This is a genomic window from Sinorhizobium sp., from assembly GCF_059070375.1.
In genome coordinates this window covers 697744-720261 of the sequence record NZ_JCACWC010000001.1, presented here as the reverse complement: position 1 = coordinate 720261, position 22518 = coordinate 697744, and the positions used below count along the sequence as shown (strand labels likewise).

General features: G+C 61.9%; 25 protein-coding genes and 1 pseudogene. 17 read left to right on the top strand and 9 right to left on the bottom strand.

Annotated elements, in window-relative coordinates; translation table 11 throughout:
• The first annotated feature begins 69 nt into the window (after nucleotides 1-69).
• Nucleotides 70-1107 (top strand): DmpA family aminopeptidase, encoded by a 1038-nt coding sequence (locus tag AC5J09_RS03540; protein ID WP_494296893.1) that lies wholly within the window; start codon nucleotides 70-72, stop codon nucleotides 1105-1107.
• A gap of 17 nt (nucleotides 1108-1124) precedes the next feature.
• Here the strand turns inward: AC5J09_RS03540 and AC5J09_RS03535 are convergent, their stop codons facing one another.
• Nucleotides 1125-2066 (bottom strand): LysR family transcriptional regulator, encoded by a 942-nt coding sequence (locus tag AC5J09_RS03535; RefSeq protein WP_494296892.1) that lies wholly within the window; start codon nucleotides 2064-2066, stop codon nucleotides 1125-1127.
• 182 nt (nucleotides 2067-2248) lie between these two features.
• Here AC5J09_RS03535 and AC5J09_RS03530 point away from each other — a divergent pair, with 182 nt between their 5' ends.
• From AC5J09_RS03530 to AC5J09_RS03495, 8 genes are all read left to right on the top strand, one after another.
• On the top strand, nucleotides 2249-3874 hold the full coding sequence (locus AC5J09_RS03530) for an amidohydrolase (RefSeq protein WP_494296891.1): 1626 nt from the start codon (nucleotides 2249-2251) through the stop codon (nucleotides 3872-3874).
• Between the two features lie 56 nt (nucleotides 3875-3930).
• Entirely contained in the window at nucleotides 3931-5523 is a 1593-nt protein-coding gene (locus AC5J09_RS03525) for an ABC transporter substrate-binding protein (protein WP_494296890.1), read from the top strand.
• Nucleotides 5524-5605: 82 nt separating this feature from the next.
• On the top strand, nucleotides 5606-6541 hold the full coding sequence (locus AC5J09_RS03520) for an ABC transporter permease (protein WP_338279980.1): 936 nt from the start codon (nucleotides 5606-5608) through the stop codon (nucleotides 6539-6541).
• Nucleotides 6542-6546: 5 nt separating this feature from the next.
• A complete protein-coding gene (locus tag AC5J09_RS03515; RefSeq protein ID WP_100674058.1) occupies nucleotides 6547-7368 on the top strand; it encodes an ABC transporter permease in 822 nt (273 codons plus the stop codon).
• Nucleotides 7365-8276 (top strand): ABC transporter ATP-binding protein, encoded by a 912-nt coding sequence (locus tag AC5J09_RS03510; RefSeq protein WP_494296889.1) that lies wholly within the window; start codon nucleotides 7365-7367, stop codon nucleotides 8274-8276. The genes AC5J09_RS03515 and AC5J09_RS03510 overlap by 4 nt, the downstream gene beginning before the upstream one ends.
• The gene (locus AC5J09_RS03505; RefSeq protein WP_494296888.1) at nucleotides 8273-9235 is read left to right on the top strand and encodes an ATP-binding cassette domain-containing protein; all 963 of its coding nucleotides are present in this window, start codon (nucleotides 8273-8275) and stop codon (nucleotides 9233-9235) included. The genes AC5J09_RS03510 and AC5J09_RS03505 overlap by 4 nt, the downstream gene beginning before the upstream one ends.
• A gap of 189 nt (nucleotides 9236-9424) precedes the next feature.
• A complete protein-coding gene (locus AC5J09_RS03500; RefSeq protein WP_275598667.1) occupies nucleotides 9425-9679 on the top strand; it encodes a FitA-like ribbon-helix-helix domain-containing protein in 255 nt (84 codons plus the stop codon).
• Nucleotides 9676-10095: a type II toxin-antitoxin system VapC family toxin gene (locus tag AC5J09_RS03495; RefSeq protein WP_275598668.1), complete on the top strand. Its 420-nt coding sequence runs from the start codon at nucleotides 9676-9678 to the stop codon at nucleotides 10093-10095. The genes AC5J09_RS03500 and AC5J09_RS03495 overlap by 4 nt, the downstream gene beginning before the upstream one ends.
• Before the next feature lie 168 nt (nucleotides 10096-10263).
• On the opposite strand, the gene AC5J09_RS03490 is transcribed toward AC5J09_RS03495, so the two are convergent.
• The gene (locus tag AC5J09_RS03490) at nucleotides 10264-10671 is read right to left on the bottom strand and encodes a GFA family protein (RefSeq protein ID WP_275598669.1); all 408 of its coding nucleotides are present in this window, start codon (nucleotides 10669-10671) and stop codon (nucleotides 10264-10266) included.
• A gap of 395 nt (nucleotides 10672-11066) precedes the next feature.
• Between AC5J09_RS03490 and AC5J09_RS03485 the strand changes: the two genes are divergently transcribed.
• The 3 genes from AC5J09_RS03485 (at nucleotide 11067) to AC5J09_RS03475 (ending at nucleotide 14990) form a co-directional block, all read left to right on the top strand.
• Complete coding sequence (locus AC5J09_RS03485) at nucleotides 11067-13601, top strand: PAS domain-containing sensor histidine kinase (protein WP_494296887.1); 2535 nt, start codon at nucleotides 11067-11069, stop codon at nucleotides 13599-13601.
• Nucleotides 13602-13627: 26 nt separating this feature from the next.
• On the top strand, nucleotides 13628-13990 hold the full coding sequence (locus AC5J09_RS03480; RefSeq protein ID WP_338279964.1) for a response regulator: 363 nt from the start codon (nucleotides 13628-13630) through the stop codon (nucleotides 13988-13990).
• Nucleotides 13991-14072: 82 nt separating this feature from the next.
• Nucleotides 14073-14990, top strand: a complete 918-nt coding sequence (locus AC5J09_RS03475) for a DnaJ C-terminal domain-containing protein (RefSeq protein WP_494296886.1) — start codon at nucleotides 14073-14075, stop codon at nucleotides 14988-14990.
• Between the two features lie 110 nt (nucleotides 14991-15100).
• Here AC5J09_RS03475 and AC5J09_RS03470 read toward each other — a convergent pair.
• Nucleotides 15101-15310, bottom strand: a pseudogene (locus AC5J09_RS03470) (chaperone modulator CbpM); the annotation flags it as partial.
• A gap of 237 nt (nucleotides 15311-15547) precedes the next feature.
• Here AC5J09_RS03470 and AC5J09_RS03465 point away from each other — a divergent pair.
• Nucleotides 15548-16078, top strand: coding sequence for a cytochrome c family protein (locus AC5J09_RS03465; RefSeq protein ID WP_338279957.1), 531 nt, complete (start codon nucleotides 15548-15550; stop codon nucleotides 16076-16078).
• A 51-nt stretch (nucleotides 16079-16129) separates the two neighbouring features.
• Here the strand turns inward: AC5J09_RS03465 and AC5J09_RS03460 are convergent, their stop codons facing one another.
• From AC5J09_RS03460 to AC5J09_RS03440, 5 genes are all read right to left on the bottom strand, one after another.
• Nucleotides 16130-16273: a hypothetical protein gene (locus tag AC5J09_RS03460; protein WP_003525318.1), complete on the bottom strand. Its 144-nt coding sequence runs from the start codon at nucleotides 16271-16273 to the stop codon at nucleotides 16130-16132.
• A 91-nt stretch (nucleotides 16274-16364) separates the two neighbouring features.
• Nucleotides 16365-16532 carry a hypothetical protein gene (locus AC5J09_RS03455; RefSeq protein ID WP_102764042.1) on the bottom strand — a complete coding sequence of 56 codons (168 nt, stop codon included), beginning with the start codon at nucleotides 16530-16532 and terminating at the stop codon, nucleotides 16365-16367.
• A 70-nt stretch (nucleotides 16533-16602) separates the two neighbouring features.
• The gene (locus AC5J09_RS03450; RefSeq protein WP_338279937.1) at nucleotides 16603-16995 is read right to left on the bottom strand and encodes a hypothetical protein; all 393 of its coding nucleotides are present in this window, start codon (nucleotides 16993-16995) and stop codon (nucleotides 16603-16605) included.
• Between the two features lie 73 nt (nucleotides 16996-17068).
• Complete coding sequence (groL, locus tag AC5J09_RS03445; protein ID WP_338279934.1) at nucleotides 17069-18703, bottom strand: chaperonin GroEL; 1635 nt, start codon at nucleotides 18701-18703, stop codon at nucleotides 17069-17071.
• Between the two features lie 48 nt (nucleotides 18704-18751).
• The gene (locus AC5J09_RS03440; protein ID WP_494296885.1) at nucleotides 18752-19069 is read right to left on the bottom strand and encodes a co-chaperone GroES; all 318 of its coding nucleotides are present in this window, start codon (nucleotides 19067-19069) and stop codon (nucleotides 18752-18754) included.
• 538 nt (nucleotides 19070-19607) lie between these two features.
• Here AC5J09_RS03440 and AC5J09_RS03435 point away from each other — a divergent pair.
• The 4 genes from AC5J09_RS03435 (at nucleotide 19608) to AC5J09_RS03420 (ending at nucleotide 21768) form a co-directional block, all read left to right on the top strand.
• A complete protein-coding gene (locus tag AC5J09_RS03435; RefSeq protein WP_011970048.1) occupies nucleotides 19608-19817 on the top strand; it encodes a cold-shock protein in 210 nt (69 codons plus the stop codon).
• Nucleotides 19818-19946: 129 nt separating this feature from the next.
• Nucleotides 19947-20327 carry a DUF6481 family protein gene (locus AC5J09_RS03430; RefSeq protein ID WP_127710398.1) on the top strand — a complete coding sequence of 127 codons (381 nt, stop codon included), beginning with the start codon at nucleotides 19947-19949 and terminating at the stop codon, nucleotides 20325-20327.
• Between the two features lie 86 nt (nucleotides 20328-20413).
• Nucleotides 20414-21484 carry a fatty acid desaturase gene (locus AC5J09_RS03425; protein ID WP_127710396.1) on the top strand — a complete coding sequence of 357 codons (1071 nt, stop codon included), beginning with the start codon at nucleotides 20414-20416 and terminating at the stop codon, nucleotides 21482-21484.
• A complete protein-coding gene (locus tag AC5J09_RS03420; protein ID WP_018096482.1) occupies nucleotides 21481-21768 on the top strand; it encodes a hypothetical protein in 288 nt (95 codons plus the stop codon). The genes AC5J09_RS03425 and AC5J09_RS03420 overlap by 4 nt, the downstream gene beginning before the upstream one ends.
• Before the next feature lie 121 nt (nucleotides 21769-21889).
• Here AC5J09_RS03420 and AC5J09_RS03415 read toward each other — a convergent pair whose 3' ends face one another.
• Nucleotides 21890-22495, bottom strand: a complete 606-nt coding sequence (locus AC5J09_RS03415) for a general stress protein (RefSeq protein WP_102762051.1) — start codon at nucleotides 22493-22495, stop codon at nucleotides 21890-21892.
• Between the last annotated feature and the right edge of the window lie 23 nt (nucleotides 22496-22518).

Sequence of the window (22518 nt, the reverse complement as noted above, 5' to 3'; positions counted from 1 at the left end):
AACGTTGAAATGCTCTAGATCCGTTGACTGGTTCACTGAACCAGAAAAAGCGATGCAGGGAGGGGCGATATGAAGACCGCGCGCGAACTGGGGCTGATCCCGCAGGGCAGGCTCGAACCGGGGCCGGGCAATGCCATTACCGACGTCGCGGGCGTTTCGGTCGGCCACCGGTCGCTGCGCGGCGAGGGCCTCTTCACCGGGGTCACGGCGATCCTTCCGCATGCAGGCGACGTCTTCCGCGTGAAGCCGCGGGCGGCGGTGGAGGTCATCAACGGCTTCGGCAAATCGGCGGGGCTGATGCAGGTGGCCGAACTCGGCACGATCGAGACGCCTATCCTGCTCACCAACACCTTCGGCGTTGCCGCCTGCACCGAAGCGCTGGTCCGCCGCGCCATCGCCGCCAATCCGGAGATCGGGCGAAGGATCTCGACGGTCAATGCGCTGGTCTGCGAGTGCAATGACGGCAGCATCAGCGACATTCAGGCGCTGGCCGTAAGGCCCGCCGATGCCGAGGCGGCGCTGGACGCCGCGCGCACGGGGCCGGTGGAGCAGGGTGCGGTCGGCGCCGGCTCCGGGATGACCGCCTTCGGATTCAAGGCCGGCATCGGCACGGCCTCGCGGCGCATGCGGATCGGCAAGCGCGACTTCACGCTCGGCACGCTGGTCCTTGCCAATTTCGGCGCGACGGGAGACCTCGTCCTGCCGGATGGGCGCCGGCCCGATCCGCGGGCGCCGGCCGATCGCGAGCGCGGCTCCGTCATCGTCGTCATGGCGACCGATCTTCCCTTGGCAGATCGCCAATTGCAGCGGGTCGCGCGGCGTGCCGGCGCGGGCCTTGCCCGGCTCGGTGCCTTCTGGGGCCATGGCAGCGGCGATGTCGCCCTCTGTTTCACCACCGCCGACCCGGTGGACCATGAACCCGCCGCGCCGTTCGCCACGCAGGAGCGGCTCGTCGACGGCCACATCGACATCGCCTTCCGCGCTGCCGCCGAGACGACGCAGGAGGCGGTCCTGAACGCGCTCTGCATGGCCTCCGCCATGCCGGCGCGCAACGGCCGCATCTATCCCTGCCTTGCCGACTGGCTGAAGGAGAACCCGTTCCCATGATCTTCGTGAAGGTCTGATCAGGCCGGTGCGGGTTCCAGGAGTCGCTGCGCCGTCGCCCATAGTTCCTCGACCTTGCGGTTGCGGCTCGCAGCGTGGCGGTAAAGGCGGATCTCGAGGTCAAGGTTCCAACCCTCGTCGGCAGAGGCAGGCACGAGGCGGCGCGCATCGATTTCCTCGCGCGCCAGGCTCTCCGGCAGCCAGCATACGCCCGCGCCCGTCACCGCCATGTTCATCAGGCCGGCGCTGATCGTGTTTTCGTGCGTCGTACGGCGCCGGAAAGGCGGGCGGCGCAGCAGCAGGCGCGACAGGGCGACCCCGAAGAAGGAATTGAAGCCGTAGCTGAGATAGGGGATGGCGAGCCGCGGCTGCGCGATGGCGCGGTCGAGGAGGTTCAGTCCCGGCTGCGCATCGCCGGACAGCACGATCTCCGCCGCGACCAGCGGGATCAGCCGGTCATGGGCGACGGTCAGCGCGGAAAACTGCCCGCTATCGAGATGAAACGGCACTTCCGGATGCGCATAGGTCAGGAAGAAATCCGCCTCATCTCCGACGAGCGCGTCGAGGTTCGCTTCGATTCCGCCGCGGTCCGGAATGAGCGAGGTGCTGAATGATCCACCCGCCGCTTCCAGCGTCTTCAGCCAGCGCGGAAAGAAGGTGACCGTCAGCGTATGCAGCGCGGCAAAGCGGATGAGGCCCGGCTCGTGCGGGAGACGCAGCACTTCGCGCGCCGCGTAGAAGGTGCGGATCGCGTCCTGTGCCACGGGCAGGAAATTGCGCCCCGCGGGCGTGAGTTCGGCCGGCATGGTCGCGCGGCTGATGAGCGTCGCGCCCAGCCAGCTCTCCAACTGCTTGATCCGGCGGCTGAAGGCGGGCTGCGTCACGTTGCGCAGCTCGGCCGCGCGCGAGAAGCTGGACGTGTCGGCAAGCGTCACGAAATCCTCCAGCCACTTGATCTCCATATCCGCTTCCTTCGCTGCACGCGTCCTGTGCGCGATCATAAGTCATTCAATCGAAATAGGTATGTCAATTCTGCATGGGTTGTTGCCAAAAGCGAATTGGCCAAGCCAACTGCAACCTTCCACGTTGCGTCTGGAGGAAATAGGTGCCGGCCCGTCCGGGACCGACATGGGGGGAGTTGCGAATGGCGCTCGGAATAGAAGCCGATCTTATCCTCATCAATGGCCGGATCTGGCGCGGCCGGGAGGAGGGCATCAGCGAGGCTCTCGCCGTGTGGCAAGGCAAGGTTCTCGCAACCGGCAGCGATGCGGACATTTCGGGCCTGAAGGGGCCGCACACCGAAGTCATCGATCTCGAAGGCCGCTTCGCCACCGCCGGCCTCATCGACAACCACCTGCATCTCATTGCGACCGGCATGGCCATGGGCTGGGTCGACGCGACGCCCGCCAGCGCGCCGACGCTTGCCGCCCTGCTGGGCCGGATTTCCGACCGCGCAGCCACGACGCCGAAGGGCGGCTGGGTGCGCGCCCGCGGCTATGACCAGGTCAAGCTCGACACCGGGCGGCACCCGACGCGCGATGATCTCGATCGCGTGGCCCCCGATCACCCGGTCCTGCTGACACGGGCCTGCGGCCATGTGTCGGTCGCCAACTCCCGCGCTCTGGAGCTTGCCGGCATCACCGAGGCGACGGCCGTGCCGGAAGGCGGCGTAATCGGCCTCACGGAGGGCCGGCTGAACGGCTTCCTAGCGGAAAACGCCCAGAGCCTCGTCAGGGCCGCCATGCCGGCGGCAACGACCGAGGACCTGATCGACGGAATCGAGCGGGCAGGGCGATATCTGCTCTCCTTCGGCATCACCAGCTGCATGGATGCGGCCGTGGGGCAGGTCTCCGGTTTTGCCGAAATCCAGGCCTATGAGATGGCCAAGCTTTCCGGCCGGCTGCCGGTGCGCGTCTGGTTGACCTTGCTCGGCGATCCCGGGGTTTCCATCGTTGACGATTGCTGGCGCGCGGGCCTTCTTTCCGGCGCCGGTGACGACATGCTGCGCGTCGGTGGCGTCAAGGTCTTCCTCGACGGCTCGGCGGGCGGGCGCACCGCCTGGATGACGAGGCCCTACAGGGGCGAGCCGGACAATATCGGCGTGCAGATGCTGCCGGATGCGGAGGTCGAGGCGGTTGTCAAGGCGTGCCACGACCGCGGCTATCAGATGGTCTGCCACGCCATCGGCGACGGCGCGATCGAGCAGCTCATCACGGCATACGAGAAGGCGCTTGCCGAAAATCCCGATCCCGATCGCCGCCATCGCGTCGAGCATTGCGGCTTTTCCACACCGGATCAGAATGCACGCATGAAGGCAGCCGGTATTCTGCCTGCGCCGCAGATGGCCTTCATCCACGATTTCGGCGACAGCTACATATCCGTGCTCGGGGAGGAGCGCGGCCGGTCATCCTACCCGATCGGCACTTGGATGCGCATGGGCCTGAAACCGTCGACCGGCTCGGATTCGCCGGTCTGCTCGCCGGATCCGTTCCCGAACCTGCACGCGATGCTCACGCGCCAGACGGGCAGGGGCACGGTGTTGGAGGCATCCGAACGGCTGAGCCGCGAGGAGGCATTGCAGGCCTACACCGAATACGGCGCCTATTCGCAGAAAGCCGAGGGGGTGAAAGGGCGGCTCGTGCGCGGTCAGTGGGCGGACATCGCCGTCTTCGACAACGACCTTCTGGCCGCCGCGCCCGAAACCATCCTTTCGGACACAAAGTGCGTGCTGACCCTGCTTGCGGGCCGCGTCGTGCATGATGCGCGCTGACGGCCTGCCGGACTGAACCGAAACGATGCCGAGAACGGCACGAGAGGGAGAACGAAATGCTGAAGAGATTGACACTGGCCGCAATGCTCAGCCTCGGCGTGGCTGCCGGGGCGCTTGCCGCGGGCGAGCGCCATGGCGGTACGCTCGTCTTCACCGCGCCCTACGGCTCGAGCTTCGCCACGCTTGACGTGCAGTCGAGCCCCAACACGCAGGAAGAATTCATCACGCAGGCCATCCACCGTGCGCTCTACAGCTGGGATTCGAACCAGAACAAGCCCGTCCTGGAACTGGCGTCCTCGGAGGAGGTTTCTGAGGACGGCAGGGTCCACACCTACCACCTGCGTAAAAACGCCGTGTTCCACAACGGCAAGCCGCTGACGGCCGACGACATCATCTACAGCTACAAGCGCATCGCCAACCCGGAACACGCCTTCCCCGGCGCAAGCTTCATCGCCGTCATCAAGGGCGCCGAGGACTATATCGCCGGCAAGGCCGACGAGATTTCGGGGCTGAAGAAGATCGATGACCATACGCTGGAGATCACCTATACCGGTACGATCAATCCCGGCTTCCCGCTGATGCAGAACACGACGGTCATCTACCCTTCGAATGTCGAGGACGAATCGACCTTCGGCAAGAATCCGGTCGGCCTCGGCGCCTTCGTTTTCAAGGAGCACGTGCCCGGTTCGCAGGTCGTCGTGGAAAAATTCGACAAGTACTACGAGGAGGGCAGGCCCTATCTGGACCGCATCAACATCGTGCTGATGGCCGAGGACGCCGCGCGCGACGTCGCTTTCCGCAACAAGGAAATCGACGTGTCGATCCTCGGCCCCACCCAGTACCAGGCCTATCAGGGCGAGGAGGGGCTAAAGGATCACCTCCTGGAAGTCGCCGAGGTGTATACCCGCAACATCGGCTTCAACCCCGCCTTCGAGCCCTTCAAGGACAAGCGGGTGCGCCAGGCGATCAACCATGCCATCAATGCGCCGCTGATCATCGAACGCCTCGTCAAGAACAAGGCCTACCCGGCCTCCGGCTGGCTGCCGATTTCCTCGCCCGCCTTCGACAAGGACAAGGCGCCCTACGCCTACGATCCGGAGAAGGCAGAGGCGCTGCTCGCCGAGGCCGGCTATGGCGACGGCTTCGAATTCGAGGTGACGGCGAGCCCGAACGAAAGCTGGGGCGTGCCGATCGTCGAAGCCATCCTGCCGATGCTGAAGAAGGTCGGCATCACCGTAAAGCCGAAGCCGGTCGAAAGCTCCACGCTTGGCGAGGCGGTGACGACCAACAACTTCCAGGCCTTCATCTGGTCGAACCTTTCCGGCCCCGACCCGCTGAACGCACTGCGTTGCTACTATTCGAAGACGGCGCAATCGGCCTGCAACTACACCAGCTATGCAAGCCCGGAATTCGACAAGCTCTACGAGGCGGCACAGCAGGAACGCGACCCGGCCAAGCAGAACGACCTCCTGCGCCAGGCCAACAACATCGTGCAGGACGACGCTCCGGTCTGGTTCTTCAACTACAACAAGGCGGTGATGGCCTACCAGCCGTGGATCCATGGCCTGGTTCCGAACGCCACGGAACTGGCGATCCAGCCCTATGACGAAATCTGGATCGACGAGACGGCGCCGTCATCGCGCCAGTAAGACCTTGAGGGGGAGGGGGTAGCTGCGGCTGCCCCCTTATCGATTGTCGCCGCCCGTACGGGCGGCCAGAACGGGACCGCTCATGCTTCGTTTTACCCTGCGCCGCGTCCTGCAGATAATACCCACGGTCGTGGTGGTGGCGTTGCTCATCTTCGTCATCTTCAGCGTCGTACCAGGTTCCTTCGCCGCAAGCCTCTTCGCCGATGGCAGGCGTGCCGCCGACCCGCAGATGATCGCCCGCCTCAACGAGGAATTCGGGCTGAACAGGCCGTTGATGGAGCGCTTCGTGACCTATGTCACGGACCTTGCGCAATTCGATCTCGGCACCAGTTTCCGCACCCGTCAGCCGGTGATCGATCTCATCAACGACCGTATGTGGGCCTCGCTGCAACTGGCGCTCGCCGCCATGGTCTTCGCCCTCGTCATCAGTGTGCCGCTCGGCTTCGTTGCTGCGCTAAGGCCCGGCTCCGTGCTCGATACGGTGACCATGATCGGGGCGGTGTCCGGCCTCTCCATGCCGCAGTTCTGGCTGGGTCTCCTGATGATGTATCTCTTCGCACTGCAGCTGAACTGGTTGCCGAGTTTCGGTTACGGCGACGGGTCCTTCCGGAACCTGATCCTGCCCGCTGTCACGCTCGGGGTCACGCCCCTTGCACTTCTCGCGCGCACCACGCGGGCCGGCGTCCTCGATGTCCTCAACGCCGACTTCATCCGCACCGCCCATTCCAAGGGCATGAGCGAGGCCAAGGTGGTGCGCTGGCATGTGGCGCGCAACGCGCTGGTGCTGATCGTCACGACCGTCGGCCTGCAATTCGGCTCGCTGATCGGCCAGGCTGTCGTGATCGAGAAGCTCTTCGCCTGGCCCGGCATCGGTTCGCTTCTGGTCGATAGCGTGGCGAGCCGCGACATTCCCGTGGTGCAGGGCACGATCCTCGTCATCGTGCTCTGGTTCCTGGTCATCAACACGGCCGTCGACCTGATCTATGCCGCGATCGATCCGCGCATCAAGCAGGAGTGACGGGAATGCGCCTCGGCTTCAACTTCTGGCTCGGTGCCGGACTGACGACGCTGGTGATCCTCGCCGGCATCCTCGCCCCCTGGATTGCGCCCTTCGACCCCGTGCTCGACGCGGACCTGATGAACTCCGAACTGCCGCCGGACGCCACCTTCTGGTTCGGCACGGACGGGCAGGGGCGGGACGTCTACACCCGCATCCTCTACGGCGCGCAGATCTCGCTGACGGTCGGCATCGTCTCGCAGGTGATCAACTCGATCATCGGCGTCACGCTCGGCATGACCGCCGGTTACTGGGGCGGCTGGTGGGACGATCTGGTGAATGGCTTCACGAACGTCATGCTCGCCATTCCCTCGCTGATCTTCGCGCTGGCGGTGATGGCGGTGCTGGGTCCCGGCCTGCCGTCGCTGCTCATCGCGCTCGGTCTCACCAACTGGAGCTGGACCTGCCGCATCGCCCGCTCTTCCACACTCTCCCTGAAGTCGCTGGGCTATGTGCAGGCGGCGCAGACGCTCGGCTACGGGGACCTGCGCATCATGTTCACGCAGATCCTGCCCAACATGATGGGACCGATCCTCGTCATGGCGACGCTCGGCATGGGCTCGGCGGTGCTTTCGGAAGCCGCACTCTCCTTTCTCGGCCTCGGCATCCAGCCGCCGTTCCCGAGCTGGGGCTCGATGCTGACGGATGCGCGCCAGCTCATCCAGCTCGCGCCCTGGGTGGCCATCTTCCCCGGCCTTGCCATCTTCCTCTCGGTGCTCGGCTTCAACCTTCTCGGCGACGGCCTGCGCGACAGCCTCGACCCGCATATGAGGACGCGCACCCCATGACCGCGCTTCTGAACATCAAGGAACTCCACTTGGGCGTCGCGGTCGGCCGCTCCGTCAATCGTCCGCTCCTCAAAGGAGTCTCCTTCCAGATCATGCCGGGCGAGGCCTATGGTCTCGTCGGCGAGTCCGGCTCGGGCAAGTCGGTGACTTCGCTCGCCGTCATGGGGCTTCTCAAGAAGCCGCTCGCCGTTTGCGGCGGCGAGATCCTGTTCAAGGGGCAGAATCTGCTGGCGCTGCCTAAGCGCGAGATGCGGCGCCTGCGCGGCAACCGCATTGCCATGATTTTTCAGGAGCCGATGACGGCATTGAACCCGCTCTCGACCATCGGCCGGCAGATCGCCGAGATGTTCGTGCTGCATCAGGCAAAGAGCTGGGACGAGGCGCAGAAGCTCGCGGTCGACGCGCTCGCCAGCGTGCGCGTGCCCAATCCCGACCGGCGGGTGCGCAACTATCCGCACCAGATGTCGGGGGGCTTGCGCCAGCGCGTGATGATCGCCATGGCGCTCGCCTGCAATCCGGACCTCCTGATCGCCGACGAGCCGACCACGGCGCTCGACGTCACCGTGCAGGCCGAGGTGCTGCGCCTGATCAAGGAACTCTGCGCCGAGCGCGGTACGGCGGTTCTCTTCATCAGCCATGATCTCGGCGTGATCGCCAGCATCTGCCAGCGGGTCGGCGTCATGTATGCGGGCTGCCTCGTCGAGGAGAACGAGACACGGGCGCTTTTCGCGGCACCCCGGCACGAATATACCCGTGGGCTCCTCGGCGCCCTGCCGCGCTTCGGCAGCCGCAGTCTGCACGGCCGCCAACGGCTGGTCGACATCGACAGCATCATTGCCGACCGCTCGAAGCTTACCGAGACCCGCTTCATCGCGCAGCGAAGCGTGGAAGAGAGGGAGCAGTCATGACCGACCCCCTGCTGGAAGTGGACGACCTGCATGTCCGCTTTTCCGTTGCCGGCGGAGGGCTGCTCGGAACCGGGCGGCGCATGCTGCATGCCGTCAACGGCATCGGCTTCTCGCTCGCCAGGGGCGAATGCCTGTCGATCGTCGGCGAATCCGGTTGCGGCAAATCCACCACGGCGCTCTCGATTCTCGGTCTTCAGGAGCCGACCGAAGGCACGATCCGCTACCGCGGTCAGCCGCTCACCGGGCCGGGTGCGCCCGGACGCATGCAGCGCGCCAAGGCGGTGCAGATGGTTTTCCAGGACCCCTATGCCTCGCTGAACCCGCGCCAGTCGGTACGCACCTCGCTCGCTGCGCCGCTCAGGCTACACGGGATCACGGCCGCATCGGAGATCGCCGACCGGATCGAGGTCATGCTCGCCAATGTGGGGCTGACGCCCGAGCAGGCGAACCGCTATCCGCACGAGTTCTCCGGCGGCCAGCGCCAGCGCATCGGCATTGCCCGCGCCCTGATCCTCGAACCGGAAATCGTCGTGCTGGACGAACCGGTATCCGCCCTCGACGTGTCGATCCGCGCACAGATCATCAACCTGCTGCTGGACCTGCAGGAAAAGCTCGGCCTCGGCTACCTGATGATCAGCCACGACCTGAGCGTGGTGGAGCATATGAGCGACCGGGTGCTGGTGATGTTCTTCGGACAGGTCGTGGAGGAGGGCGGCTGGCGGGACATCTTCGAAAGGCCCGCCCATCCCTATACGCGCCGGCTCATCGCTGCCATTCCCGATCCGGATGCGGCGCTGAGCCCGCGGACGAAAGACCACTTTGCCGATGTGCCGCTTCCTGCCGGTCGCCGCTTCGCACTTGACGGCAGCACGGCACCGGACGTCTTTTCCGCGCCCCCGCCCTCCGAACTGGTCGAGATCGCGCCTGGCCATCGGATGAGATTGGTGCCAGCCGTCTAGCGCAATTCCAGGAAAAAGTGCGCAGCGGTTTTCCGTCCGGGATTGCGGAAAACAAAGGGTTAGAGAGTTTCCCCGTCTCGGGGAAAGCGGAAATTCTAGTCTAGCGTAAAGCCCTGTCGCCCAAAACTTGCGACATGACTGCAAAAGGACTAGATTGCTATCATTGAAGGCAAATGCGAGGGTTTGACTATGGCGATCCTGACGGTTCGAAATGTGCCCGATGAAGTGCATCGCGCATTGCGCGTGAGAGCGGCGATGCACGGCCGCAGCACCGAGGCGGAAGTGCGGGAGATTCTGGAAAGTGCGGTGAAGCCCGAGCAGCGCGTTCGCATGGGCGATGCCCTGGCCGAGCTCGGCCGGCGATTGGGCCTGACCAATGACGATTTCGCAGTGTTCGACGAGATACGTGACAAGGCGCCGGCGCAGCCGATGAGATTTGAATGATTGTCCTCGATACGAATGTCGTCTCCGAGGTGATGAAACCGGCCGCCGATCCGGCCGTGCGCTCCTGGTTGAACGAGCAGGTCGCTGAAACCCTTTATCTGGCCAGTGTGACCTTGGCCGAACTGCTGTTCGGCATCGGTGCGCTGCCGGATGGTCGGCGCAAGAAGGCTCTGGCCGAAATGTTTGACGGCGTGCTCGAACTGTTTGGCGATCGCGTATTGCCGTTCGATATCGGAGCTGCTCGCTACTATGCCGGGCTTGCCGTGACCGCTCGAGCCGCCGGCAAGGGATTTCCGACGCCCGACGGATATATTGCCGCCATTGCCGCCTCCAGGGGATTCCTCGTCGCGACGCGCGATATCAGCCCGTTCGAAGCGGCTGGACTTACCGTGGTAAATCCTTGGCACCACCGATGAATCAGAAACCTCATCCACTGGTGCTTCGGATCGTTTCAGGCGGCGGCTAGAGAGCAGCAGATTGGTGAGCCGGGGGCCGTCGCTTTCAGCGGTGAGCAGAGCGTCTGCAACGCGTGGAAAGTTCGTGTGCGCCCACCGGCTCTAGCCTCCCCGTGTCGATACCTGCGTTTACTGTCCGATCGGAAGGCCCTGGAATTGCTCTACCGTTTCATCGAGCTGCACCCACTTATGTTTCGATTGCACGAATACTGACATGGCAGGCGGGGCGAAGTTCGGGTCGGCAAATGACCCTACCGCCACCCCGATCCAGGACGGCGAAGCATCGGCTTTCCAATAGAGGGTCGAGCCGCAGCTTGGGCAAAAATGCATCCGGACCTTGCGACCGCTCTCGGCAGTACGAATGTATTCCGTAGACACGCCAGATATTTCGACACAGTCAATCGAGTAGAACGCATTCGCGCTGAAAGGTGCACCAGTTCTTCGCTGACAGGCGAAACAGTGACACAGCGCGGTCAGTCGTGGCGGTTCGTTAAGCATCAATCTTAGAGCGCCGCAGGCGCATTGGGCAGTGGCCATGGAAACTCCTCCCGCTTGCACGGTGAGATTGCGTTTATTGAGGGCTGAAGCGCGGGCCCGAACCGCAATTCATTGCGGTGGACGATGCGAAGGGCTGGACCTGATGCAATTTCAGGATCACAGAAACTCGACTGTAGATCTCTAAAGCGCCGCGGTCTAGATGTGAGCTTTCGATAGGGTGCAGGAAATGGGGGCGGTCAACGGTACCGCCTGGATGACGTGGCCAGTCCGAGAATGTGCGAGTCAAAAATGTCGGGAACAAAACCGCGTCCGGTGCGTTGATGTCGGTTAAGCAATTTTGCGCACCTGGGGTCGCGCGTCGAGCAGAGTTGTCCCTCCATGACTCCGGCTGAGATTCAATCGATCCCTTGAAAAGCCGCGAGGGACTTGTTTTCATGTCGAATGTCGAAGAATTTCCGCTTACCGGTCGCGTATTGACCGAATACGAAGCGCTGATCACGTCAGCTCCAACTGCGCTCGATGCTATCCCGGGAGCCGTTTATGTCTGTGATCACGAGGGATGGCTCGTGCGCTACAACGCCGAGGCAGCCGAGCTTTGGGGTAGACAGCCATCGCTTAGCGCATCGCGAGAGCGGTTTTGTGGGTCCCAACGTCTTTTCCTTCCGGACGGCGCGCTCTTGGAGCATCAGGACTGCCCTATGGCTAAGGCGGTCAAGAACGGTGTCTCCACGCGCAACGCCGAGGTGATCATCGAAAGACCTGACGGATCCCGCATCTTTGCGCTCGTGAATATTCGCCCGCTCAGAGACCATCGGGGAGCAATTCAAGGGGCGATCAATTGCTTCCAGGATATTTCGCAACAGAAGCGGATCGAAGCGGAGGTCATCCGCAAGAGCAAGGACCTGGAGGACTTCTTCGAGAACAGCGCGATCGGGCTGCACATCGTCAGCGCCGCGGGGATCATCCTGCGGGCGAACAAGGCAGAGCTGGAGCTCCTCGGATATCCGGCGGACGAGTATGTAGGCCGGCACATCGCTGAATTTCACGCAGATCCGCCTGTCATCGGCGACATTCTTGACCGCCTGTCCTGTGGCGAAAAACTCGATCGCTATCCCGCCCGCTTGCGCGCACGCGATGGCTCGATCAAGCATGTGCTGATCACATCCAACAGCCGCTTCGATGACGGAAAATTCGTCAACACCCGATGCTTCACGACCGATGTTACCAGCCTGTACGAATCGGAAGACGCACGACGTGAGAGCGAGGAACGACTTTCAGCCACCTACCAGGCGGCGACGATCGGGATCGCTGAATCCGATGCGAATGGCCGCCTGCTGCGGGTCAATGACGCATTCTGCACCATGCTGGGCCGCTCGCGCGAACAACTCCTGACTATGACGTTCCTCGACTATACGCATGAGGATGACCGCGGTGAGGAAGCCCGCTCCTATGCGCGGCAGGTCAACGGAGAGATTGATACTTATGCAATTCGCAAACGTGCCGTGAAGCCCGACGGTACGGTCGTTTATCTCGATGTTTACAGTTCGACTGTCCGCGATCACGCCGGTCGTTTCCGTTATGGCGTGCGGGTTCTGCTTGATGTCACCGAAGCGAAACGCATGGACGACCGTCTTCGCGAAAGCGAACAGCATATGCGTGATTTGCTCGAGGCGCTGCCCGCCGCCGTCTACACCACAGATGCCGAAGGTCGCATCACTTTCTTCAATAAGGCGGCTGTCGAGATGGCCGGCCGCACCCCACAGTTCGGAGATAAATGGTGTGTCACCTGGCGTCTCTACAGACCGGACGGCACCTACCTGCCGCACGACCAATGTCCAATGGCCGTGGCGCTCAAAGAAGACCGAGCGGTCCGTGGCGAACAAGCCGTGGCCGAACGGCCGGATGGGACCCGTGTGCCGTTCATACCCTATCCCACTCCGCTGCATGATGTCGCCGGCAAGCTCGTTGGGGCGGTCAACATGCTGGTGGACATCTCCGATCGCGAGAAGGCTGCGGAATATGCAGAACGGCTCGCGGCCATTGTCAGGTTCTCGGACGATGCGATCGTAAGCAAGGACACGCAAGGCATCATCCAGACTTGGAATAGAGGTGCCGAGCGCCTGTTCGGCTATAGCGCCGAGGAAGTGATCGGAAAGCCTATAAACATCCTCATTCCGCCCGACCGCCAGGACGAGGAGCCCGGCATTCTTGAAAGGATTCGGCGAGACGAGCACATCGACCATTATGAGACGGTACGGATTCGAAAGGACGGAACCCTGATCGATGTCTCCTTGACGGTTTCCCCTTTGAAAGACGCCCGCGGTCGCGTCGTCGGCGCGTCAAAGATCGCGCGCGATATTACAGAAAGGCGACGCAGCGAAGAACACCGCAAGCTCCTGGTCAACGAACTGAACCACCGCGTGAAGAACACGCTTGCCACGGTTCAGTCGCTGGCTGCGCAAACCTTCCGTGGTGTAAATGCAAGCCAGGATTTTGGCCGGTTCCAAAGCCGGCTCGTCGCATTGGCGAGGGCGCACGACGTGCTTACTCGGGAGAGCTGGCAGGGTGCGGATCTTCAAGAGGTCCTTCTCGCGACGATCAATCCAATCTGCGTGGAACCCCAGCAGCGCGTTGAGGCCTCCGGTCCGCCGATCCGGTTGCGGCCGAAAATGGCACTGGCATTGTCGATGGCTTTTCATGAGCTTTGCACAAATGCTGCAAAATACGGGGCGCTCACGAACGACGGCGGTCTCATCAAGGTCAGCTGGCATGTCAGCGATATTGAGAGTGCGTCTCACCTGCATCTACAATGGGAGGAGATTGGTGGTCCATCTGTCATAGTCCCAGCGCGGACGGGTTTTGGCACCCGCCTGCTCGAACGTGCTTTGGCTCGCGAACTCGGCGGCAAGGTCGATCTTGTGTTTGCGCCGAGCGGCGTGCGCTTTCACATCGAGGCGCCACTGGCATGACGTTCAAGCTTCTACAGGCCTGACGCATGACAGCGCGCAGACTTCGGGTACTCGTGGTCGAAGACGAATCCATGATCGCCATGCTGATTGAAGATAGTCTATGCGAACTCGGGCATGAGGTCGTCGCTATAGCCTCTCGGATGCAGGAGGCGCTCGATATCGCGCGGAAAGGTCAGTTCGACATCGCCATCATCGACGTCAATCTGGACGGGGAGCCCAGTTATCCGGTCGCGGACGTTCTGGCGGAACGCAACGTACCCTTCATTTTTGCCACGGGCTATGGCAGCAAAGGCCTGGATACAAGGTACTCGAACATCCCCTTGCTCACGAAGCCGTTTCTGGACAGCGAACTGGAAACCGCGCTGGTGCAGATTTCAAAGGAAGTCTAGCGAGCAGAGGCCTGAAGATGTTGACGCGCAGCTTGCCGCAGCCGCGCAGTCGACGTGCACGTCAAATTGGTGGAGGTGATCGGTGACTGACGATCCCTATCAGATACTCGGCGTTCCGCGTACCGCCAAACCGGATGAGATCCGCAAAGCCTACCGCAAGCGCGCAAAGGAGCTGCACCCGGATCTGCATCCAGGCGACAAGCAGGTGGAAGCCAAATTCAAGGCGCTTTCCGCAGCCCACCATTTGCTGAGCGATCCCGAGCAGCGGGCCCGGTTCGACCGGGGCGAGATCGATGCATCGGGGGCAGAACGGCCGCAGCAGCACTTTTACAGGAACTACGCCGATGCAGACCACGCGCGGCGGTATGGGTCAGCGGGCGGAACCGGTGAATTCGAGGATGTGTCGGACATCTTCGCGGATGTTTTCGGGCGGGGCGGGGCAGGGGCTCGTTTCAAGGCGCGTGGGCAGGACCGTCATTATCACCTCGAAATCGAGTTCCAGGACGCGGCAAACGGCGCCCGCCGCCGCATCACCTTTCCCGACGGGAACACGCTCGACTTGGCCATTCCTGCCGGCACACGTGACGGCAGCACGCTCAGGCTGAGGGGCAAGGGGACACCGGGGATTGCTGGCGGGGAACCCGGAGATGCCTTGATCGAAATCAGCGTCCGTTCCCACTCCGTCTTCCGTCGTGAAGGCAACGACATCGAAATGGATCTGCCAATTACGCTTTATGAAGCCGTGCTTGGTGCAAAGATCGAAGTGCCGACGATCTCCGGCCGCGTATCGATGACCATCCCTAAGGGTTCAAATACGGGCGACATCCTGCGTCTCAAGGGCAAAGGGGTGAAGTCTCAACACGGCCCCGCCGGGGATCAGCGTGTTACGCTGAAGGTCGTTCTGCCGACGACGACCGATCCCGATCTCGAGCGTTTCATGGAAACGTGGCGGCAGAGCCACGCTTATGACCCGCGCGAAGCTCTACGGAGGGCCACATGAAATTGACGGAGAGGCAAGTCCTTGAACGGTGCGACGCTGTAACCCTCAAACAGCTGCGCCAGTGGGTGCACAGCGGCTGGATCGTGCCGGCTCAAGGCGAGAGCGGGCTCTCAACCAATATGCGAAAAGAGCGACTGCTTCAATTGCTGGCGTACCTCATCAGGCTGCTTCGACAGCGCCGTCGCAATTGTTCTAAGCTCCCGCCTTAGACCATAGAGCTGATCCAGCAGCGCAAGGATGATCGGCACAGCGTCATCGTTGACGTTCATGTCGCGCCGGAGCTCACAAACCAAGCGGATTCGAGCGACGTCGACGTCGTCAGCAGCATTAGCCTGCGGCATCGCGATTTGTTGTCGCAAAGGCGCTGCAGACCGCTGGCCCAGGAGCGCTCTACCGGCCGCACTTTCCGAGAAGGTCGTCGCCGAATGGTGCGACCTCCGTCAGGCTGAACCACATAGAGGTTCGGCGATCTCCCGATAATTCGAAATGGCTAATATATAGGGCAACTCCGTTATGATATTCAGTTTGCTTCAGCAGCGAACCTCAAGGAGGCAAGCATGTTTCGGTTGGGCATTGGGTTCGCATGTTTCGCCACCTATGCTTTTGGGCTACAGCCGCTCGGGGCCGCTGCTGCCGACGATCCCGAAATTGCGCGGGGGGAATATCTCGTCACGATGGGCGGCTGCAACGACTGCCACACACCGGGATATTTTTTTGGAAAACCGGACAGCTCACGCTTTCTCGGCGGGTCGGATGTAGGCTTCGAAATTCCCGGAGAGGGTGTTTTCATCGGTCGCAACATCACGCCCGACAAAGAGACCGGCATCGGCAGCTGGACCACGGAGCAGATTGTGACTGCCATTCAGACCGGGCAGCGCCCCGACGGCCGCATGCTGGCGCCGATCATGCCGTGGCACGCATTTGCGCAACTCACAAAAGAAGACGCAGGCGCAATTGCAGCATTCCTTCAAAGCCTGAAGCCGGTAAGTCATCAGGTGCCGGGCCCGTTCAAGCCAGGGGAAAAGGTATCAACCTTTATGTTCAGGATCTTGCCGCCGGGCGAAACCGCGGCCGCAGCGCCAAAATAGCCGTTGCACGCGGCTCCGAAGTCTTCCAGCGCCCCCGCCGTTCCCTTGGGCTCAGCCTTTGTGTTTACCACCCTGTGGGCTGCTCTTCTCGGCATTCTTGAGCTGATTGGTGAAGCTCGTCTCTACCTTCACCGGCGCCTTTTCCTTTTTCGGCTTCCGCGCCTCGCGGTTGCCTCTCACTTGTCCTTTAGCCATCGATGCGATCCTCTTGACGTTGAATTTGATGAAGCCGACCCGCCATATGGGCGGCCCCAATGAGAAACAGGCCGTGGCGTCCTATATGCTCTCAAATGAGCCGGTCGTCATCAGCCGCTTGAGGCGCGCGACGCCGCGCTCCCGTTGTGTCCGATTTCTTGTTCTCTTCCTTCGCGGCTTCGCTTATTTGCTTGGTACGATTGGTTTCGGCTTCCTTCAGTGAGGGCTGCGGGTCGGGCTTTCTCTCGAAACGGATCATTTGACGTTCTCCTGATCTGGCAGATTGAAGCGCTCCAAACAAACACGGGAGCGCTTTTCAGATTTTGCGCTCAGATGGCCAGAGCGGTGGCGCAACCTTGAACGCTGCGGCTGTCGGGTGAGGTTTGGCCGGGCATCGTCGCCCAACCGCCGGCCTCTACGAATTGACGCTTCTTGTAGCCGTCGGTGATTGCCTTGAACTCGATCAGTTTTGCGGCCGCGTCCGGCGCGGCGTTGAACCGCTCGACGCATATGGCGGATGCCAGTTCACCGCGCGCGATGTCGGCTGCGGCCGCTGCCGCCGTGCGAGACGTGCCGCCTGTCACCCAGCCGCCCCAGTTGAAGCCGACGATCATCGTTGCGGCCGCCGTCGCGGCGCACGCCCATACGAGGATCGCTTTGGATGGCTTGTAATTGTCGAATTGCTGGGTGATTGACGTCTTGCTGCTGTTCTGCATGGCCATTGGAAGCCTCCCCCTCCGTCGTTGTTCGCGTTTCGCCGCCTGACCACCGGGCCGAACGGTTCAGGCACTGCTCTCAGTATCCCATACTGCCCATGGCGCCGTTTCCGGTGCCTTGGGGAGACTCCCTCTCGGGAATATCGGCGATCATGGCTTCGGCGGTGATCAGAAGAGCCGCGATCGAGCCGGCGTCCCGCAAGGCTGTCCGCACGACCTTGGCGGGATCGACGATGCCGGCCCTGATCATGTCGACATAGGTTTCCGTCTGCGCGTCGAACCCCTGATTGTGATCGCTGCCGTCGATAAGTTTTCCGACAACGATCGAACCCTCGACGCCGGCATTGTCGGCGATCTGGCGGATTGGTGCTTCCAGTGCCCGGCGCACGATCGAGATGCCTGCCGCTACGTCGGCGTTCTCGTCGGTGAGACCGACAAGAGCCGATTTTGCCCGTAGTAGCGCCACTCCGCCGCCGGGAACGATGCCTTCCTCGACCGCCGCGCGCGTAGCGTTCAGGGCATCGTCGATGCGATCCTTCTTTTCCTTCACTTCAAGCTCGGTCGCGCCGCCGACGCGAATGACCGCGACGCCGCCGGCGAGTTTCGCCAGCCGCTCCTGCAGCTTTTCCTTTTCGTAGTCGGACGCCGTCTCCTCGATCTGCGCCTTGATCTGGCTGACGCGCGCCTGGATGGAGGCTTTGTCGCCGGAGCCGTCAATGATTGTGGTCGTGTCCTTCTCGATCAGCACCCGCCTGGCGCGGCCAAGCATATCCAGCGTAACGTTCTCAAGCTTGATACCCAGATCCTCGGAGATCGTCTGGCCGTCCGTCAGGATGGCAATGTCTTCCAGCATGGCCTTGCGGCGGTCGCCGAAGCCGGGAGCCTTGACGGCCGCAATCTTCAGGCCACCTCGCAGCCTGTTGACGACGAGCGTCGCCAGCACTTCGCCTTCGACGTCTTCGGAGATGATCAGCAACGGTTTCCCGGTCTGCACCGCGGCCTCAAGGATCGGCAGGATAGCCTGCAGACTGCCGAGCTTCTTCTCGTGGATGAGGATATAGGGATCCTCCAGTTCCACGCGCATCTTCTCGGCGTTGGTCACGAAATACGGCGAGAGATAACCGCGATCGAACTGCATGCCCTCGACGACGTCGAGTTCGGTATCGGCCGTCCTGGCCTCTTCGACGGTAATGACCCCCTCGTTGCCCACCTTCTCCATCGCCCTTGCGATCATTTCGCCGACGCTGGCGTCGCCATTGGCGGCAATCGTGCCGACCTGCGCGATCTCGCTCGACGAGATGACCTTCGTGGCGCGCACCTTGATTTCCGCGAGGACGGCGGCAACGCCAAGATCGATGCCGCGCTTTAGGTCCATTGGGTTCATGCCCACCGAAACCAGCTTAGCACCTTCGCGAAAGATGGACGCGGCGAGCACGGTGGCCGTCGTGGTGCCGTCGCCGGCAAGGTCATTGGTCTTTGAGGCTACCTCGCGCACCATCTGCGCACCCATATTCTCGAACTTGTCTTCAAGCTCGATTTCTTTGGCGACGGACACGCCGTCCTTGGTGATGCGTGGAGCGCCATAGGACTTGTCGATGACGACATTGCGGCCCTTCGGGCCGAGCGTCACCTTGACGGCATTGTTGAGCAATTCCACGCCGCGAAGCAGGCGATCGCGGGCGTCAGTGGAGAAGATGATTTGTTTGGCGGACATTGTCTTTGGCCTGTTCGGGCTTGAGATAAGGGATCGAAATTCGAGGGATCAGGCAGCATTGGCGGTTGCGACGGTATTTGCTGCGACGATGCCCATGATGTCGGATTCCTTCATGATCAGTAGGTCTTCGCCATCGATCTTGACCTCTGTTCCGGACCATTTACCGAACAGGATCGTGTCGCCGATCTTGACGTCGAGCGGGATCAGCTTTCCACTTTCGTCGCGGGAGCCGGGACCGACGGCGATCACTTGGCCCTCTTGGGGCTTTTCCTTGGCGGCGTCGGGGATGATGATCCCGCCCTTGGATTTGATGTTACGTTCGGCGCGTCGGATGACGACGCGGTCGAGGAGCGGGCGAAATGTCATGGGATTCTTTCTGCGACCGGCGTATAGGGCGGCTGCAACTCCTAAATAGCATCGACGGCAATCGATTAATAGGAGTGCCAAGAAATATTATTCGAAGCTGAATATGACCTGAAATCGGTGTCTGCAATTACGCGAATTGTTTTCCGGGAGAAATGGAATTAATATTTTGAAATACCTAAATTACCCTTTTCCGCGGCAAGATAGTATTCAGGATGACTAGGAGACTGTGCGTTCGTTAGTTAAAAACACTTCGAGGCGTACCGGTGTACTCAGCTCATTTGGCCTAGCGGCGGGTGCACCGGTATGGAAAGAAACGCGACCACCTAGAGTTATCTACCAAAGGTTGTCTTCGATTTTTCTGAAAACAAAAGGTTGACGCGGTCGCCGCTCTCGTCTATGAGAGGACATCGATACTTTGTTTGCCGATATTTGTTTTGCTGCGCTGTGCGCGTCTCTTGACGAACTTCCCTCTCTCAAAAGTCGAAACCCCGCTGTGCGTCGCCCAGCGGTGATCTATGTTGCTAAGAAAGGGTTCGTTATGACCACTGGCACAGTTAAATGGTTCAATTCCACCAAGGGCTTCGGCTTCATTCAGCCCGACGACGGCAGCGCCGATGTGTTCGTTCACATCTCTGCTGTTGAACGCGCGGGCATGAATTCGATCGTCGAAGGTCAGAAGCTCGGCTTCGAGCTCGAGCGCGACAACAAGTCGGGCAAGATGTCCGCAGGCCAGCTCCGCGCTGCCTAATGCTTTTTCGCCGCTGATGACCACGGATGTACTGGCATCGCGGCAAGAGGTTCGAAGAGGCCAGGCGAATGTCTGGCCTTTTTCCGTTGAGGCGGTCTTCGCGACCAAACGATATCAAAGGAACAACGATTGAGACACCCGAACGACAACGGCTTTGCCGAACGACGCAATGCCGCGGCAGATGCAAAGCGCCAGCTTCTGACAAAATTTGCATCCGCTCCCAAACCGACCGACCCTGAAATGCAGGAAAAACTGGCTGCGCGCGAAGCGGCCAACCGTGCCAGGGAGGCCCGCCGCGCGGAGCGCGAAGCGCTGAAGACAGCCGAGAACGAGCGAATCCTGGCAGAAGCCGCTGCGTTGGCCGCGGCTGCCGAGGCCGAGCAAAGGGCTGAAGCCGAAGCCCGCCAGGCAGAAATTGCCGATCGGGTCTCGCGCGTCGTCGCCGACGAAGCGGCCCGCAAGGCCGAACGCGACCGCCGCTATGCGGCCCGCAAAGCCCGCCGGGCGTAACACTTCAACACCTGCTCCCGTTCCACGGGCGCAGCCCATTGCCCTGGCAGATGATCACGGGGCGAGCGAAAAACGGACCGGTTATAATGAGCGCACATGTCTATCCACCCGCTTCACTTGTTGAGGACAATGCTGGAGCGTGGTTGAAGACGCTGGCGAAATACCGGCAGCCCCGTCTGGGGCGTAGCGCCTTCGAACTGTTCGTCACTCTCGTTCCTTTCGCCATCTTCTGGGCAGCGGCCTGCTTTTCCCTGGCCAACGGCTTCTGGCCTGGGCTGATCGCGATCCTTCCTGCCAGCGCCTTCCTGCTCAGATTGTTCATGATCCAGCACGATTGCGGCCACGGATCGTTTTTCGCCCGTCGGGGGCTCGATGACTGGACCGGCCGCGTGCTCGGGGTCCTGACCTTGACCCCTTATGACTATTGGCGGCGTGCACACGCCGCCCATCATGCGACTGCGGGCAATCTCGACCAACGCGGGGTTGGTGACATCACCACGCTGACCATTGCCGAGTACCGAGCCCTTTCGCCGACGAAGCGCCTCGGCTACCGGCTGTACCGGCACCCGCTCGTCATGTTCGGCATCGGGCCGGCCTGGCTCTTCCTGTTCAAGCAACGCCTGCCGTTCGGGATGATGAACTCGGGTGCTCTGCCTTGGATTTCGACCATGGGGACGAATCTTGCGATCGTTACGCTGGCCGGCTTGATGGTGTGGGCCGTCGGGTTGGGACCTTTTCTCCTGATCCATCTTCCGGTCGTGCTGCTCGCAGGTGCAGCCGGCGTTTGGCTCTTCTATGTGCAGCACCAGTTCGAGGAGACTCACTGGTCGGCGGGCGAGGATTGGCGGTTTCCTCAGGCGGCGCTGCATGGCGCCTCGCATTACGATCTTCCGCCGGTGCTGCGGTGGCTCACCGGCAATATAGGCATTCATCACGTGCACCACCTGTCCAGCCGGATCCCCTATTACCGTCTGCCGGAGGTACTGCGTGACCATCCGCAACTTGCCGGCATCGGACGGATCACCTTGTGGGACAGCCTCAAATGCGTCCGGCTCGTGCTCTGGGACGACCGGCGCCGGAGGCTGGTTTCATTCCGCGACGCCGCAGGGTCGCTGCGCCGCTCCCTTACCGAAGATGTACGAAAGACGACGACATGATTGAATTGACGCCAACGCAGATCCGGGGCCTTAAGCTTGCCAAGGACGGTGACGTGCATCCCCAGGGTGGGAAGAGGTGGACGCACCTGAATGCCCAGGTCACCTATGCAAGGAAGGACCGGTTCAAGGAACGGCCGCAGAAGATCAAGTTCCTGACGACCGCGACCCTGAACGAGCTGCGCGAGCACAACCTCGTGAAGGCGCTCGATACGGATGTTCCGCCCGAGGAGTCGGCTCACGGCATTACCATGGCCGGCAAGATGCTGCTTCTGAAGATCAAGTGAGCACGCCCCAGAAGAAGCATGGGGCGCGCGCGCGCTACCGGTTTGGCTCGACGGCCGCGGAAATAGCTGCGAGGGCCGGCCGCCCTTGCAGCCCCCGCAGCGGCGGACGTCAGCCCTGCCGTTATGGCATCATGCCGCGGTACCGCTCACGCTCTCGTTCGACCTGATCGAGCGTGTACGGATCGGCATTTTCGTCGAAACGTGACCATCCTTCCTGGGCATAGATGCTTCTGCGGGCCGCAGGATCCACGATTTTGCGCTGTTTCAGGATCGCTTCTGCTCGGGGTGCGACACTGTCTTCGACCCTTGCCGTGACCAGAGTGCCCCCCCTGCGAACGCCTTCGGCGTAGACATGGGCGTCTTCTTCATCGACGCCGGATTCCGTCAGCGCACCTATCAGGCCACCAGCTGCGCCCCCGGCGATTGCGCCGGCGGCCGCACCGGCCGCGGTGGAGGCAAGCCAGCCGGCAGCCACCACTGGGCCAACTCCAGGAATGGCCATAAGGCCAAGCCCCGTCAGAAGGCCAACGACGCCGCCTCCGGCAGCGCCGAGGCCAGCTCCGGCACCGGCCCCTTCGGCCGCGTTCGAGCCGTCCGTCGAGTAGCGATCGCCCGTGTTGTTCGCGACGATGCTGATGTTATCTGAAGGAACGCCTGCCGTTTCCAGATCGCTTACGGCCTCGCGAGCATCTGCATAGTCGTCAAAGAGCCCTGTTACGGTTCTCATATTCGTTCTCCCTTTCCTTTGGT

Excerpts from the sequence above, each read along its gene's own strand:
- AC5J09_RS03540 (WP_494296893.1), top strand. The coding sequence starts at position 70 with ATGAAGACCGCGCGCGAACTGGGGCTGATCCCGCAGGGCAGGCTCGAA.
- AC5J09_RS03535 (WP_494296892.1), bottom strand. The coding sequence starts at position 2,066 with ATGGAGATCAAGTGGCTGGAGGATTTCGTGACGCTTGCCGACACGTCC.
- AC5J09_RS03530 (WP_494296891.1), top strand. The coding sequence starts at position 2,249 with ATGGCGCTCGGAATAGAAGCCGATCTTATCCTCATCAATGGCCGGATC.
- AC5J09_RS03525 (WP_494296890.1), top strand. The coding sequence starts at position 3,931 with ATGCTGAAGAGATTGACACTGGCCGCAATGCTCAGCCTCGGCGTGGCT.
- AC5J09_RS03520 (WP_338279980.1), top strand. The coding sequence starts at position 5,606 with ATGCTTCGTTTTACCCTGCGCCGCGTCCTGCAGATAATACCCACGGTC.
- AC5J09_RS03515 (WP_100674058.1), top strand. The coding sequence starts at position 6,547 with ATGCGCCTCGGCTTCAACTTCTGGCTCGGTGCCGGACTGACGACGCTG.
- AC5J09_RS03510 (WP_494296889.1), top strand. The coding sequence starts at position 7,365 with ATGACCGCGCTTCTGAACATCAAGGAACTCCACTTGGGCGTCGCGGTC.
- AC5J09_RS03505 (WP_494296888.1), top strand. The coding sequence starts at position 8,273 with ATGACCGACCCCCTGCTGGAAGTGGACGACCTGCATGTCCGCTTTTCC.
- AC5J09_RS03500 (WP_275598667.1), top strand. The coding sequence starts at position 9,425 with ATGGCGATCCTGACGGTTCGAAATGTGCCCGATGAAGTGCATCGCGCA.
- AC5J09_RS03495 (WP_275598668.1), top strand. The coding sequence starts at position 9,676 with ATGATTGTCCTCGATACGAATGTCGTCTCCGAGGTGATGAAACCGGCC.
- AC5J09_RS03490 (WP_275598669.1), bottom strand. The coding sequence starts at position 10,671 with ATGGCCACTGCCCAATGCGCCTGCGGCGCTCTAAGATTGATGCTTAAC.
- AC5J09_RS03485 (WP_494296887.1), top strand. The coding sequence starts at position 11,067 with ATGTCGAATGTCGAAGAATTTCCGCTTACCGGTCGCGTATTGACCGAA.
- AC5J09_RS03480 (WP_338279964.1), top strand. The coding sequence starts at position 13,628 with ATGACAGCGCGCAGACTTCGGGTACTCGTGGTCGAAGACGAATCCATG.
- AC5J09_RS03465 (WP_338279957.1), top strand. The coding sequence starts at position 15,548 with ATGTTTCGGTTGGGCATTGGGTTCGCATGTTTCGCCACCTATGCTTTT.
- AC5J09_RS03460 (WP_003525318.1), bottom strand. The coding sequence starts at position 16,273 with ATGGCTAAAGGACAAGTGAGAGGCAACCGCGAGGCGCGGAAGCCGAAA.
- AC5J09_RS03455 (WP_102764042.1), bottom strand. The coding sequence starts at position 16,532 with ATGATCCGTTTCGAGAGAAAGCCCGACCCGCAGCCCTCACTGAAGGAA.
- AC5J09_RS03450 (WP_338279937.1), bottom strand. The coding sequence starts at position 16,995 with ATGGCCATGCAGAACAGCAGCAAGACGTCAATCACCCAGCAATTCGAC.
- groL (WP_338279934.1), bottom strand. The coding sequence starts at position 18,703 with ATGTCCGCCAAACAAATCATCTTCTCCACTGACGCCCGCGATCGCCTG.
- AC5J09_RS03440 (WP_494296885.1), bottom strand. The coding sequence starts at position 19,069 with ATGACATTTCGCCCGCTCCTCGACCGCGTCGTCATCCGACGCGCCGAA.
- AC5J09_RS03435 (WP_011970048.1), top strand. The coding sequence starts at position 19,608 with ATGACCACTGGCACAGTTAAATGGTTCAATTCCACCAAGGGCTTCGGC.
- AC5J09_RS03425 (WP_127710396.1), top strand. The coding sequence starts at position 20,414 with ATGAGCGCACATGTCTATCCACCCGCTTCACTTGTTGAGGACAATGCT.
- AC5J09_RS03420 (WP_018096482.1), top strand. The coding sequence starts at position 21,481 with ATGATTGAATTGACGCCAACGCAGATCCGGGGCCTTAAGCTTGCCAAG.
- AC5J09_RS03415 (WP_102762051.1), bottom strand. The coding sequence starts at position 22,495 with ATGAGAACCGTAACAGGGCTCTTTGACGACTATGCAGATGCTCGCGAG.